The sequence below is a fragment of the Cupriavidus pampae genome, from assembly GCF_914271485.1.
GTDB classification, from domain to species: Bacteria; Pseudomonadota; Gammaproteobacteria; order Burkholderiales; family Burkholderiaceae; genus Cupriavidus; species Cupriavidus pampae.
This window is the reverse complement of sequence record NZ_CAJZAG010000012.1, coordinates 155,540-170,017: the sequence shown is the minus strand read 5'-3', so window position 1 is coordinate 170,017 and position 14,478 is coordinate 155,540. Positions and strand designations below refer to the sequence as shown.

12 protein-coding genes are annotated in these 14,478 nt (G+C 61.4%); 3 read left to right on the top strand and 9 right to left on the bottom strand.

The window, feature by feature from the left end; all coding sequences use genetic code 11:
- The first annotated feature begins 7 nt into the window (after window positions 1-7).
- From LDO41_RS28025 to LDO41_RS28015, 3 genes are all read left to right on the top strand, one after another.
- Window positions 8-1,504 carry a hypothetical protein gene (locus LDO41_RS28025; protein ID WP_223994252.1) on the top strand — a complete coding sequence of 499 codons (1,497 nt, stop codon included), beginning with the start codon at window positions 8-10 and terminating at the stop codon, window positions 1,502-1,504.
- A 22-nt stretch (window positions 1,505-1,526) separates the two neighbouring features.
- A complete protein-coding gene (locus LDO41_RS28020) occupies window positions 1,527-3,059 on the top strand; it encodes a hypothetical protein (protein WP_223994251.1) in 1,533 nt (510 codons plus the stop codon).
- A gap of 319 nt (window positions 3,060-3,378) precedes the next feature.
- Window positions 3,379-4,473, top strand: a complete 1,095-nt coding sequence (locus LDO41_RS28015; protein ID WP_223994249.1) for a hypothetical protein — start codon at window positions 3,379-3,381, stop codon at window positions 4,471-4,473.
- 268 nt (window positions 4,474-4,741) lie between these two features.
- Here the strand turns inward: LDO41_RS28015 and LDO41_RS28010 are convergent, their stop codons facing one another.
- From LDO41_RS28010 to LDO41_RS27970, 9 genes are all read right to left on the bottom strand, one after another.
- Complete coding sequence (locus tag LDO41_RS28010; RefSeq protein ID WP_223994247.1) at window positions 4,742-6,097, bottom strand: prepilin-type N-terminal cleavage/methylation domain-containing protein; 1,356 nt, start codon at window positions 6,095-6,097, stop codon at window positions 4,742-4,744.
- Window positions 6,098-6,257: 160 nt separating this feature from the next.
- Window positions 6,258-6,764, bottom strand: coding sequence for a type 4 pilus major pilin (locus LDO41_RS28005; protein ID WP_223994245.1), 507 nt, complete (start codon window positions 6,762-6,764; stop codon window positions 6,258-6,260).
- Between the two features lie 104 nt (window positions 6,765-6,868).
- Window positions 6,869-7,972, bottom strand: a complete 1,104-nt coding sequence (locus LDO41_RS28000) for a vWA domain-containing protein (RefSeq protein WP_223994243.1) — start codon at window positions 7,970-7,972, stop codon at window positions 6,869-6,871.
- Complete coding sequence (locus LDO41_RS27995) at window positions 7,973-9,841, bottom strand: ATPase, T2SS/T4P/T4SS family (protein ID WP_223994242.1); 1,869 nt, start codon at window positions 9,839-9,841, stop codon at window positions 7,973-7,975.
- Between the two features lie 18 nt (window positions 9,842-9,859).
- The gene (locus LDO41_RS27990; protein WP_223994241.1) at window positions 9,860-10,438 is read right to left on the bottom strand and encodes a hypothetical protein; all 579 of its coding nucleotides are present in this window, start codon (window positions 10,436-10,438) and stop codon (window positions 9,860-9,862) included.
- Window positions 10,428-11,771 carry a type 4b pilus protein PilO2 gene (locus tag LDO41_RS27985; protein ID WP_223994240.1) on the bottom strand — a complete coding sequence of 448 codons (1,344 nt, stop codon included), beginning with the start codon at window positions 11,769-11,771 and terminating at the stop codon, window positions 10,428-10,430. The genes LDO41_RS27990 and LDO41_RS27985 overlap by 11 nt, the downstream gene beginning before the upstream one ends.
- An 11-nt stretch (window positions 11,772-11,782) precedes the next feature.
- A complete protein-coding gene (locus tag LDO41_RS27980; RefSeq protein ID WP_223994239.1) occupies window positions 11,783-13,534 on the bottom strand; it encodes a hypothetical protein in 1,752 nt (583 codons plus the stop codon).
- Window positions 13,531-14,127: a toxin co-regulated pilus biosynthesis Q family protein gene (locus tag LDO41_RS27975; protein WP_223994238.1), complete on the bottom strand. Its 597-nt coding sequence runs from the start codon at window positions 14,125-14,127 to the stop codon at window positions 13,531-13,533. The genes LDO41_RS27980 and LDO41_RS27975 overlap by 4 nt, the downstream gene beginning before the upstream one ends.
- A gap of 32 nt (window positions 14,128-14,159) precedes the next feature.
- A complete protein-coding gene (locus LDO41_RS27970) occupies window positions 14,160-14,459 on the bottom strand; it encodes a hypothetical protein (RefSeq protein ID WP_223994237.1) in 300 nt (99 codons plus the stop codon).
- Window positions 14,460-14,478: the final 19 nt, after the last annotated feature.

Genomic DNA, 14,478 nt, shown 5'->3' with positions numbered 1-14,478 from the left:
GCGACACATGTCCGAATCGACCAAGCCTCTCGCCGACCGCCTTGTTGTCGAGAATTTCCCCTTGCTGCGCGCGAGCGTGCAGGGCCGCTCGCTTCAGCGGTTCGAGCAAGCGGTCGCCCATCTCGCGGAGGGGATTCGTCTGGATGCCATCCCCAACGTTACGCTGACCGAAGCCAAGGAAGCGGTCAATCGCACCATCGACGAGGCGGAACAGTCGCTCCGGGATGTGGCGCGGGGCGACGATACGCCGGAGGCCGTCAAGGACATCTTGATCTGGGGGAGCATTCCCTACGCGCACACCATCCCGGGACGCATCAAGAAGTTGCAGGCGCTACGGGTTGAATGCCCGGCCATGACGGCCGCGATGGCGCTTTACGAAGAGATCCTGCCGCTCTCTGCCGCACTGGATGACCTCAAGAAGAAGGCCATCAAGAAAGCCCCACCCAAGCCTGCTGAGGAACGCAAGGAGCGCTTCGCCCCAAATCGTCCCCAGAACGCCACCGTCATGCTGGTGCGCAACTTGCTGCTGGGCATCGTCAACGAAAAGTTCGATGAAGTGCGCGAGCACAAGGCCGAGGCGCTACGCAGAACCTTGCACCGCTACTTGGGGGCCGTCGCAGACGCCGAGAAGCCGCAGCGCCCTGCGGAGTTCTTCAAAGACCGTCCCGGGCACGCCAGCGATATCAGCGAGCTCGTGGATGTGAAGCGAGATGCCGCGCGCAAGGTCTACGTCATCACCGTCCGCGACGATGCCGAGGCAACGATCGCGAAGAAGGCGCAGGAGCATGCCGACTACGTTCGCGACGTCTTCGTCAACAAGAATCTGAGGAAGACGACGGCGATTGTCGATGCCAAGGGCAATCTCAAGGACGCGACTGTGCGCCATATTTCCGTCTACGCCGATGGTCTCGACGGGACGCTGAAGTTCGCTTTCGAGGACGGCTCGTCGTTCTCCGCGAAGCAGCAGGTGGTTGGCTCGCACAGCATCCACGGGCGCTTCTTCCTGCGCTATCCGCTAACGTTCCATGACGTCACGATGCCCGACGGCAAGCCCATGCCACAGCCGTCGGAGGAGCGCATGAACCTGATTTTTGCAGGGCGCTACTACGGCACGATCGCGGCCCCGGAATCGGAACGCAGGTTGCTCGAATCCATGCCCGGCATCCGTCTGGGCGCGTATGACGCGGCCAAAGGCGCATTTCTGGTTGAGCTGACGGAAGAGGCACTCCGTAAGCTCGACGATTTCTCCGCCGACTTCCGGGCCGACGTCAAGCCACGGTCGTTCGAGGATCTGGCCAACATGACCGATGACGGTCTTGCTGCCGAACTCGCCTGGCACGCATGGGCTGCGAGCCTGAACGATGCGCGCATCTACGAGCGCCTGCATGTGCCGCTGGATGAACTGCAAGCCCACGTCGCCCAGAAGGCGCGCGACAAGGCCATGCAGAAGAGCTTTGGTCCCGCATCCGGAAAGGATGCGTCGCCCGGCATCACCCCCTCCTGACTTCACCACCGCACGCCGACGCATGGATCAACAGGACTTCAATGCGTTGGATGCCGACGCCACGGTCTTTCAGGCGGACGAGATCGTCGATGGCGAGCTGGTACCGCCGCTTACCAAGGTCCAGCTCGTCGCCCATTGCGAGGGCGACACCGCCCTCGCCTACCTCCTCCTCGCGGCCGCAGATCTGCGCCATCCCGGCGACGTTCTCGCTCGCGCCGGGGGCCCAGAAGCCTTCCTTGCACGCTTTGACAACGCCACAATCCTGAGGGCTTACGGCACCGCGCACCGGTTTGCGCGCGCGACCTGTACCGTCGACGCTGATCGCTTCGACGTCGACCTGCCTGACGGCTTCGATAGCTGGATTGCTGCCAGCGGGATCGAGGCGGTGCGAGGTAGCCTAGCCGAGGCCATTGGCCATGGTGCCGAAGGCAGTCATGTGACGGCGACCTTTTCGCCGGCGGCATCCGACGCCATCGGGTCAACGCTTCCCATGTGTTTGCGAGCCTTCTCTGCCGTGTCCGACTCTGCCGTGGCCACGGTTCGCGGCACGCGTGCCCTGCATCCGGCAGCAGCCTTGGCACTCGTGCAATCCCTGTCGCAGATTCTTGGCCGCGTGCGCGTGGTGGTCGGCGAGCGCTCGTGGCTCGATACGGAGATCGTCGTGGCGCGTCACCATGCGACCCAAGCGCGAATCCAGCGCGAGATCGAATCTGCTGCCGCATCGGGTTATCGCGTGGAACCGGTACCAAAATCGGAGACCGGACACGGAACGGGTCGGCTACAGCGGTATCGTCACGTCCGTCCCGACGGCCGTGCCGCCGGTTTTCACCGGACCGAGCGCGAAGCGTGGATGTGGGCGGCCGGCGACTGCTTGGGTCACGACGCGCTCGCTCCCTACGAAACGGTGCTGCACGGACAACCGCTGCATGCAGCGTCTTTCGCGCGAAACGGACCCACCGTTGGGACGATTCTTCATGATTGGCGATCCGGCCGGCGCGTCGCACTGGTATATGACCATCTGGCGCGTGGCGTGTATCACGCGACGGACTTGCCTGCGGACACGCAGGTTGGCCAGACCTATTGGTTCGAGAGACCTCACGCGGTGCTACAGGCGACGTGGATTCCGCTTGCAGTCGGCGAGGCCATTGCCACGGATGCGCGTTCCGCACGCGCGCAGCAGGGAACCAGTTCGTTGCGGCATGCGCAGGACAGAGTTCAAGCCGTGCGCGCGACTGACGGCCTGCATGTTCTGAAGCTTCGGGCCGACCCGGCCCACGCACCCATCATCCTAGGGCACGTGCATGCGGGCTCTCGCAGCCCGTATGTCCGGCCACACTCTCTGCGTTCATGGGCAGACGCGGCGATCGTCGCGGAGACGGGCATTCCTCTATCGTATCCGCTACGCGCCCTCAACCGCGATCTCCCCTCGGTAGACCTCGCTTTCCTCCAAGTCGCCGCCTTCCTGACGTTCGGCACATGGCTGCAGCCTAAATGCGTCAACGCTGTAGTGCTTGGCCGGGTCTCCGCTCCGACATACGGCGCGGACGCGCCGTGACTGCTCCGGCACCCCACCGCCGTGTGATGTCCCGTTAACCTTTTCTGTGGCATCGTCATACCCCGCTTTCCTCGACGCGCTGACACACCGTAGCTATCAGAAATCGGCTACTATCCCGGCTGTTTTGGAAACAAATGATTACATTGTCGAACGACAAAAACGTTTTTTTTCTATTGACGGAGTATCGTTACGATACTTATCATTCGGCTCATGGTTGAGTGAAATGCGCAACCAGCGGTGATGCAGCAGGGGCTGCTCAAGTTTTCGGCTAGATGGCCGTTGTCAACCGCGTACCGACATTAACCGGGGAAGAACAATTATGAAGAACATCGCTACCGCAAATCTGGCCAAGCTCGTGCTGGCTACCTCCATCGCTGCGCTGCTGACCGCTTGCGGCGGCGGTGGCGGTGACACCCCGGCAAACAACACGCCGGCCGCACCGAGTACACCGCAAGTACAGAATCCGACGGACCCGTACACGGGCAAGGATGCCGGCGCACCGACCGTTTCTGTCTCGGGCTCGGTCTATAACAACGCCACGGCTGGCGCGACCGTCACGGCCTATCTGGTGAACCCGGACGGCTCGAACGGCGCTTCGCTGGGCACGGCAACGACCGATGCCAACGGCAATTGGGCGATGACCCTGAGCCAGACGACGCAGGGCATGGTTCGATTCGTTGCCACGGGCGGCACGTTCAAGTCCGAGGCCGACGCCTCGACCCAGACGAACGGCACGCTGGAACTGGTGGCCCCGTACGTGACCGCAACGCTGTCGCAGTTTGTAATTACGCCTGTCACGAATGTGGCATCGGGCTACCTTACGCAACTGGCTGGAAAGCAAGGCAAGACCCTCAAGGACGCCTACACTACGGCTTCGTCGAGCGCCATGTCGGTCGTAACGGGCAACAATCGCATCGGCGGTGTGGCCAACGGCCACGCTGGTGTCGACTACCTGTCGATCGTCCCGGGCTCGGCGCAGGACACGCTGAGTGCATACGCCGACGGTCTGCTCGCGATCGAGTACTACGCCATCGATCACGACCTGCCGTCGCGCGTCGCTAACCGTATCCTCGCGCAGACCTTCGAAACGGGCTTCCCGTCGCAGAAACGCGCCGATGGCTCGGCCGTGAACGTTGGCAAGTGGGTGCTGGGCGTGTTTGACGAGACGACGGCCTTCACCGTCGCAGATATGGGCATCGGCAATCCCAACACCGACGTGCAGGCGATCACCCAAGCCAAGAACGCCGCTGACGCCTGCGCATCGGGCGACAAGGCTGGCTATTATCAACGCTACCCGCTGCCGACCGGCCAGTCCGACTACCTTGATAGCACGGCTTGCACCGCTTACACGAACAAGATCACGAACATCAAGGCGAAGACGTCGAGCAACAAGCGCAACAACCCGCCGGCCTAACCCAAGAGACTGACCCTCTCTAACTCTTCCCCCCGCTCTCTGAGCGGGTTTTTTTTTGCCCGTGCATATGACCCACAAACGCGCGCCGATTCCGCGGGTGCGCGCTTCACCGACAGTGCATGAGCTGCAACGTCGGGCCACGGGAGCCAAGGGAAACGGAAGCCGGCATAACGCCGCATGCACCACCCCGGCCAGCGCGCCCCCTGACGCCAAAATGAAAATGGCGCAACTTGCGTTGCGCCATTCACCGTTCCCCGAGATCCAGCCCTCAGTTCTTCATACAGCTATTGACCTGTTCACCCTTGATGGACGCGATCGCGACCTGCGTGTAGCCCGACGGGCAGCTGTACCATGGATCGTAGCCCTGACACAGGTGACCGCCGACCCAGTCGCTGCGCCCCATCTGAGAACTTCCGCACAGGGTACCGGAGGGGGATCCGCCAGCCATCTGCCAGACACCGCCCTTGCAGGCCAGCATTTCGCCATTGGGGTCGGTGGTAATGCCGTTGCCGCCGCAGCCATATCCGGCCCAAGCCATGGCAGGCAAATACACCATGCCGCGCGCGATCAGGGATCCATTAACAGACTGGTTCCCGTAGACGGTCTGGTCGGCGTAGACGTTCGAATAGTTCACTTCCGAACCGTTGGCCCACGCGTAATTGGCCTGCGTGTTGGTGGCCGCCATGGTGCCGCCCACCGATGCACTCCCTGAAATCGAAGCATTCGAGTAGACCGTCGCCGTGCCGGTATACAAGCCACCATAGCCCCCCGAGGTTCCGTTTTGAACGACTACAGAGCCAGACGGCGACCGCAGGGCCATGTTGGCGCTATCGCCATACAGATAGGTGCTGCCTACCTGAAGCGAACTGCCCGACGGCAGGTTCACCTTCTGGGCATTCACGGCATTCGCGTTCTGGATGCTATAGCCACCCACCGCAACGTCATTCGTCATCGCCAGCGAGCCGTCGCGCCGATAGAACTGAGAGAACTGCGCCGCGTTGTACCCGGTACGTGCCGCCAGCAGCCCCGGCACATTGCCAGCTGGATTGGGGGTTGACCACTTGGCATTCATACCGGTGAATGCGCCCGGCGCAGCCGCCGTGGACATCCCACCGTCATCACCGATGGCTCGCATGGCGATCCCGAGGCGAGCGTAGTCGATGCTGTTGCGCCAATCAACGATCGGCCGGTCCACGTAGAGCAACGCATCCAGATTGCAGTTGGTTGCCACACAGCCAGTCGGGTATTGCGTGACGACCATTCGGTAATTGCCACCGTTGTATGCGGTGTTCATCACCGGGTCCTTAAGCATCCCCAGTGCCCGCAGCTCGGCAATCGTCGGCCGCAGTGGATTCGCCACGCCGGGAATACTCCCGCCGTTGGGCTGGACCAGCTGCGAGTAACGCTCGGTCAGGTATTGATTCAAGGCGCCCAGCAGCGGCCCCTTCATTGCCATGCCCTGCGCGCGGACGTTGTCGTCGAGGCGCTGGGCAACCTCACGTGTTGCATAGGCGGTCAACAGCACCGTGCTGATCGCAACGCCCAGCGAAATCTCAAGTAGCGTCATGCCGCGCTGCTTCGCGCGCCGACGCAGCGTTCCGATCTTGGGATTCTTGTTCTTCATTGCAGGCTTCCCGATGGAATGGAAGGGGTGCGCATCACCATCGCGCACCGAGATACCGCAATTCTGCGCAGCAATGCGTTGCCCGATCAAGGAAAACGCATGCGTAGCGAGTCATTTTCCAATAATCGGTGCAACGATCTAATGAATTAATATTTTTTCTTTAACTCTTGCTGCCGTAATAGGTCAGCTGGTTTGCGTTCGCCAGACACGCATTACTTACAAGCGACGGATCGACTGCACCACCATCCGGCTTCACGGTCGTGCCATTGACGTCGATACGACGCATCACACCCGCCAGCTTGTTGGGCAGCTGTGCGCACGCGTCGCGATCGTAGGCGCCGGCAGTCAGCGCAGCCGAGTCGTTCGCGTTGACCAATGTCGCCGGCGCCACAGTCACGGCGCCGTTGTAGTTATTCAGGACTGCCGTACGCGCACCGTTCACCTTGTCGGTCGGGAACACGTTATTCCCGATCGCCACGGCCGTGGTGAGCCCTGTGAAGTCCGGCGCGGCTTGATACGCGTCCGTAATCTTGGCCATCGTGCGCGTCATCTCACTGACCTCGGATTGCAGGCGCGTGTCATTGCGCGTGCTTTGATACCACCGCAGACCGATCACCGTCAGCACAACACCAATGATGATGACGAGACCCATCTCGATCATTGTCATACCCTTCTGCTTTCTGAGTAGCGTGGTTTTGCTCATGTTCTTGTCGTCCGAAAATATGTAAGGCGGGTTGCTGATTAAAGTGAAAAGCGGAAAAGAAGAAATGGCTATCGGATCATGTCGGTCTCTTGCCTCATTTTGCTAATGACGTCATTGGCCGTGATCTGCACAGCCACGTGGAAATAGAGAATGCCCAGCATGCAGAGGATCAGCGAGATCCGATTCATCTTATTGCTGGCCCGCCGCATGTCTTCCATGACGTTCTCCATACCGACACTGCCGATCTCGACCAGCGCATGTTTAAATTCGCCGCGCCGGGCTTGCGCGCCCACGCGCTTCTGCAGACGGCGCGAGAACACCCCCGTGTCAAAGATCGATGCGTAGTCCAAATTGAAATCGCCATCCATGTTGCGCAGGATGCGATGCAAATGCCATTGCATCCAAGGCGTCGCTTTCGCACGCAACATCTGTAGCGCTTCGCTCAGACCGAGGTCACTCTGCAAGAGTTGCGCGAGACGCACCAGCAAGATGTTCCCGTGGAAATCGCGATACAGGCTGTATGGGAATCGCTTGTCAAACTTGCTACGCGTCGGGCCCCGCCAGTTGTCGAGCGAATGCAGGAAGAGCCAGATCACGCCAACAATGAAAACAAACTGGACGTACCAGAAGTTGCGGATGCTGAAGGACACCCAGTACAGCGATTTACCGATCGCTGGCCATTGATCGACCGGTACCATCGCTTCATATTCCGGCACCACCATCACCGCGTTGATGACCGCAAACACGACGAAGACAGGCAGCATGGTGAAGAGCGTCTGCAGCGCGCCAAGGACCATGCCCGCCATCTTTCGCACGCGGACCACCGAATCTGCGAGAAAGAGCAAGCTTTCGACCTTCTTTGCCTTGACGTCGACTTCATCCACCGCTGTCAGCGCAAAGATGTCGCCTTGCGGCACGATGGTCGCCAGCATGTGCGAGAACCGCCCCTGCTTTTCATCCTGACGACGCAACATGCGTCGATACAGCATGGCCGCATTGGCTTCACGGTACTTCACCGCTTCCGCGACTTGTGCCGCAAGGAAAACCGACACGCTTTCGCCGGCATTCACCGCTTCCGCGAGCTCCTTGTAAAAATCCTCGCGCCCGCTGTTAAACGAGTAGCGCGCCAGCCACAGCCGGAAGTTTGATAGCCATTCAGTCAATTGGCCCATTTATAGCTTGCCCCGTACATTGCGCAGATGGTCCCGGAAGTTCTGGCCCGTCGCGCGGTTGCGTGCAACCGACGGGTCCACCGCGCCACGGAGCATCTTCAGGAATGCATGTTCATAAACGGTCTTGCCGACCATATTGGTGCTATCGAACTTGCCGTCCCAGTTCGCCAGCCACAGCTTGCGCGCTTCGCGCGTGCGCCGTTCGCGCATGAGGTCCAAGAACTCATTACTGGGCTCATAGACCTCCGCGATGACAGTCATGCCCTTCACGCCACGGCGGCATTTCTCGCACCCGTCGTGGTTGCGCAAAAAAACCCCCGAAGTATCAACCTCGTAGTGTTCTGCAACCCACCTCATTTCCTCCTGCATGCCGACCGGCGCGTCCGCGATTGCGATACGGCAGTGCGGACACAACGTCGGTACGAGCGACTGATAGACCATGAGTCGCCAGATGTCCGGCTCGGTCATTGCGTGCAGGTCACCGCCGATCTGCTGCGAGGTCATACGCGGGATGATGCCCATCATGGAACGAGCGTGGTTCGACCCGATCGCCAAGTGACCAGACTCGGCGATCACCATCGCGGCGTTCACAGACACGTTGTCCCGAATTTCGCCGACCATGCCCACGTCCAAATCGCCACGCATGAGCGAAGCGTAGGCGAGGCTGTAGGCGCGTTTGCTCCCCTCAGGGTCGCCCACATCCCGCTGAATCGTGATCGGGGTGTAGTTGTCGATGTCGTATTCCTTGGGATCCTCGACGCCGATTCGCTTCTTGCCAGCGCCACCGGGCTGGAAGTCCAGCATCGCCTTGACCGCCGTCGTCTTGCCCGAGCCTGTAACGCCGGTGACAATGATCAAGCCACCCATCTCCGAATCCATGGCCCGCAGCATCATCTCCTGCTGCGAGAGCTCGAACCCTTGCGAGCGTTTGCCCGTCTCGGCGAAGAGCGGGAACGCTGCAAGACGGCCCACCTCAAGCTTCCGCATAATGATGTCGAAGCCGTCATCGGTGGGGATCGTCTGCAGACGAAACTTGTAAGGCTTGGTCTTATGCTCGAACGGAAACATCGCATACTGGAATGCGGATTCCATGAAGTTCGAGTGGGAGATCGTGCCCCCCTTCGCCGTCTTGTTGTAGGCGACCGCGATCGCGTTCTTTGCCCCTTCAGGAAATACAAGCGGGGGGTCGCGCATCAACTCCAGTTCGGTATCGATCCGGAATCGCTGGTGCACGACCTGCCCGCGCACTTCGATATGCACGTCTGTGGCATCGTTCTCGACGCAGTAGGCGCCCCACGTCTGGAACAGTTGATAGCTGTCCGTGCTCTTGGCGGCGTCCACGTCGGCATCGGTGCTGACACGGTCTTTCGCACCATTGAGCAGACCCTTAAGCACTTCCTCGGTAACGTGGACATTCTTGCCAAGCGACAGCCCATGTCGGTTCAGCTGACCTTTGATGTCGGTTTGGATGCCGATCCGCTGAGCCTTGGCCAGCCCGGCGTAGCGGGGCCCCCACACCACACGGGCCTCGTGCTGGTTGCATCGGATGACGCAAAGCATGCCCACCTGCTCGGGGTCCAGACGAATTAGACCGAACTTGTCCTGACCGCTGAAGACACTCGAATGCGCGGGCAAATCTGTGGACTGGGCGATGACAACCACCGTTGGCGCGGGGGCTTTTGCCGCGCCGTCCGTGCCGCCATTCGTCGGGGCGCGGGCCGGCATGGCAACCACGTTCGAGGCGGTGCGCGTCTCGCCAGCTCCGGTCGCCTTCGCGTTCGCCGCAACCGCGCCCCGTGGCAACGCTCGGCGAGCAACGGGTTCGGCCCGGACAGGCTGATCCTTCTGTTTGCGCAGGAAGTTGAACATGAAGCGAGTCGCCAGTCGTTACGGAGTGGGAGGCTCTTTGATCGCACCCATGTTTGGCGGCTGCATCATGAAGGGCGATTGGGCGCCCGGTTGCGCGTTAAGCTTCGCGGCGTCTACGCGCTGCTGCTCACGCTGCTGCGCGTAGCTCGTATCAGTGAGCATGACGGTGCGTCGCTCTGCCACCCGTTTCCCCACCTTTCTCACCAGATGCATGCGGTTGCCGGTGACGGAATCCAACGTCCATCCGTCCATGGCTTCGTCGCCGACTTTGAGCGGCATAGGAACGCCTCGGAACTGGACGAGATACGTGGGATTCGCGGAGGGGCCGGTCACGGACAACAACACGATGCCGTCGTCGATGGATCGCTCGGGCGTTAGCGGCTTGGCCACAGTTGCGCCGCCAGCCTGCAATTCGCCTAGCTTGGCCAAGTCGGACCGTGCCTTCGCCTTCTCCACCTCGATGTTGATAGCCCGAACTTCCCGGCTGCTCTGCATCATTTCGAGTGGCGTGACGGCACCGACATGCACGCTCGCCGCACTCACTGCGAGTGCGATTGCTGCGCGGGTGCAGCGCAATGTTATGAGGTTATTGAACATAGAGCGTTGCCTTGAAAACGAAGGTCGTAGAGGTTACTGGGCCGTTCAGGCCGTTGAACGTCAACTCGTCGACAAATAGGTTTGCGGGAAACTGCAATTCCTCGGGCTTGTCCGGGCCAAGCAGATCCGGCAGCAGGGCGAGCGGTCCACTGAATTCCACTGGGATGTATCGCACCGCCACGCCAGCAGGCAACACGGCTTCCTGCACGCCGTTTGGCAACGCGAATATGAGCGGCCTATCCAGCTTGCTCTCGATGCCCATATCTACGTAACGTTGCATCAACGAGCGCATCTGCACATCCACGTCTGCAGCCTTGCCCAGCGCGTTGCGCGTGATCGCAGCCTTCTGTGGCATTTGTACGCGGTAGGAAACGGTGGCGCCCTTGCCATCCGTACTGGGCTTCACCTGCGCGCCCTCGTTCGCGGCGATGAAACGATCTAGCACCCCCATGCCGGCGACGCGGTCCCAGTCTTCAGTGCAAACGCCATCGCCATTGCAGGTGGATTTGCGCAGGTCGTATCCTTCTCGGGGCGTGTCACTTTCGCCCATGGGCCGCGAGATGGCGGACATGAACGCTTGCGGCCCAATCCCAATCTGTCGCAACCGCGCATCGAGTGCCTGTTGATACAGCTGTGCCGGTGTCGGTCCCTGCTGGGCGGGTTGCTGAGTCAGCTGCTGCCGCTTCTGGTAATCGGCCCACTCGTCCCAACCCAGCCAGCCGACGAGGAGGAGCACGATGGCTACGAGGAGCATGGCAGTTCCTGCGTTCGCACGTGCATCCACCAGCGCTGCGGCGTCGGCATTGCCATTGACCAGCTGCGTTAGCGGCAATTCGGTGGCGTCAGGATGGAGGTTTGTGTCGGTCGCGTAGATCGCGAACGATGGCGCCTGCTGTTCGCCCTCCAAGTCAGCGATGGAGGCGCGCGCACGGCCGATGTGGTTTTCCAGATCATCGAGCTGGATATCGATCCGGTCGTCGAAGACCACACCGTCGTGCAGCACGATCACTGCGGCTCTGCGCTTATCCGCACCGAGGGGCTTGTAGGCATGAATGAAGATCGCGCTGGAACTGATGCCGGGCAGCGTTGATAGCAACGCGGCGGCCGAGAGCAGCTTGCCTTTCTTCAGCTTGCCGCCGGCCGCTTCCCGATCGTAGTCCGTCAGAAGGCCGAAGTACGTACCCTCGGAGAACTCGATACGAGACATGTAGGCAGCGCCATCGATCCGCGCGCGCGCCTTGGCGAGCTTTTCGGCCTTCGGGCCTTGCAGCAGTACCCACCGCAGCCCGAAGGTGACGTAGCGCCCATCATCGACGTGGAATATGGGATTCATGGCACCAGCCGTCAGATGCTGTTGGTCACGCTGGTCGGCGTGACCACGATGACGATCTTGTCCTTAGTGCCCTTACCCGTGAACGAGCCGCCCGCCCAGATGGAGAGATCCTTGGCCAACTTGTTTTGGATGTACTGGTCCACACGGGTCTCATAGCCAGTCAGCACCAGCATCTCGCCCGGGCGCAGGTCCACCGATTGCTGGAATTCGAAGCCGGCCGTAACTGGCAGCTGGATCATCTGGGCCGACGCGCCCGAGCCGGTACCGAACTTGTCAATGGTGACAAGGTCCACAATGCCGAGGCTCAGATCCAGATTGATCTGGTTGCTGTCGTTAATGTTTGCCTCGACGGTCGCTGCAAAACCCGTGGTGACCACGCCCGGCGTGAGACCCGGCACGCCACCGGTGCCGCCTTGCGACGCCGTCGCGGGTGTCGTCTGCGCCAGATAGGAGGTCTGATTTGTGAGGTTCACCGGCGTGGCACGGCGGTTGCGCGCCAGCACGTCGAGGTTACGCAGTGTGACGACGTCGCTATCCTGATAGAGCGACTTGAGGATGCCTTGGGTACCGTCCCACTTGCCGACCGTACCATCGGTCGACTTCAGCACGTTGAAGGTCACGCCACCGGCGTCGGACGAGACTAGACTGGCGGGCGAGGTCAGCGCGAGGCCGAAACGCGACAGGTTGGAGAACAGAACATTCAGGTCGACGCCACGATCGTCGTTGCGCTGGGTTTTGATCTGGTAGATGGCGATGTTGAACTTGGCAGAACGACTGACGATCTCGTTGGTCCGATCGATCATCCGCTGTGCCGTCATGATGGCGTCGCGGTTGCCGGTGACCGTCACCGTGCCCTCGAAGTTGTTCGACGTGACGAGGCTGTCGCGCAGGTGAGTCTGAAGCTCGTTCACCAGTTGAGTGAATGCTTTGAGCTCAGCCGTCGAACGGATCGTCGACGACGAATTGAAGCCGGTCTGGATCGCGCCACCGGTGGCGCCTCCGCCGCCCGCAGCGGTACCGGTCGCCGCCTTCGAATCGCTGCTCTTGCCGATTTCGGAGGCGATCGTCAGGTCGCGACTCGGCATCTTCACCGTGAACTTGCGCGTGATGTACTTCGAGATCACGACCGCACCGTCCTGCCATTCGTAGTTCAGGTTCCACTGTGTCATGGCGTCGTTGAGAACCTTCTCGGGCGTCGAACGCGTGTAGTTCAGATCGATGCTGGAGTAGATCGGATCCGTGGGGCTGGTGGTTTGCAACTGACTCGGCCCGGCCAGAGGGCTATTCAGTGCAATCGGGATCGGCGCGCCCGTTGGGCTCAGCGGCACGGGTGGCTGATTTGTTGCGGCTGCACCGGCCGTGGGGGTTGAAGTCATCGCGGAACGGGTGTTGCCATAGACATCCCCGACCCGCACCGGAATCCCCGTGCTATTCGCGAAGATCCGGGCGAACGCCGCGAGATTGATCTTCTTGTTGGTCAGGTCACGGAACTCGTACTGCTGACGGAAGATCTCCGGCAGACTGGCTTCCTGTGACACCGGCATCGGCTTGCCGCCCAGCCATGCGCCACGCGCGCGGTGTACCACGGAGTTGTCGCGGATCTGATTGGCCTTACTGGCCGCACCGGCCGCTGCGATATCGCTTTCGGCACCAGACAGCGATGCCTTCGTTTCGCCCATCAGGGGCGACTGGCAGCCACTGATCGTGGCCGCAATGACGAGCGCCGCGACCACGCGCGACAGGGTTCCGGTAGCTTTCATCATTCGCAGTCTCGGCTGTTCTCGACGTAGCGTGTGACACGCAGGACGCTGTTCGCTTCAAAGAAGCAGCCTTGTAGGGGGAATTCGCTGTTCTTGTAGGCACCCAGCACCTTCTCGGTAGCTTCTTCGAAGCTGCCGGTGAAGGTGCCCATGAGCGTGGCCGGGTAGTCGATGGGCACATCCCACGAGACCTGCCAACTGGCTTCACGCGCCCAACGGCGCAGCGTCGCCTGAATGGTCAGATCCTTCGGTAGGACCTGCCACTGGCGGATCGGCAACGGCGCCGGCGGGATCGGCGCGCCCACCGTCACCGGCGCCGGCGCGCTGGTCGCGGTAGTGGTGCTGCCGACAGCTCGCGTCGTGCTGGCTGTAGCGGCCGGCGCGGCAGCCGGCGCAGCGGATGCGCTTTCGGCGAGCTTTGCGATCGGATCGGCCTTCGGTTCGATGGCTGCCAGCGTGCTGGTCGCGGGTGCGACATCAGCCGTCTTGGGGGCCAAGCTCTTGGCCAGAGCCGGGTCGATATCGAAGCCCGCATTGGCCATCATGGGCGTACACGCCAATGCCATGGCCGCCGCTGCAAAGATCCTTGTTCGCATGATTCCTCTTGTTTCCGTTGCGCTTGCGCGAATTACGTTCCGCCTACCCCGAACCCGTCCAGCCGGCTCAGGCGGGAGTTGTTCCTTGCCACCAGCGGCTTGATGGCCACCGGCGGCACGGGCGGCACCGGTGTCGGCGCTGGTGCTTCAGACTCCGCCACAGGAGGCTCGTCCTCGTCCGCCTCGCGCACTAGAGCGGGCGCTGCCACCGGCGCCGGTGCCGCAACAGTTACCGCAGCCGTCTTGTCCTGCTCAACGACTGGGGCAGTTCTATCCAGTGGCGCAGTGACAGATTGCTCCGCGACCACCGGCACTGCCAGTCGTGCCGCCACCTTCCTCCGGCTGCCCGGC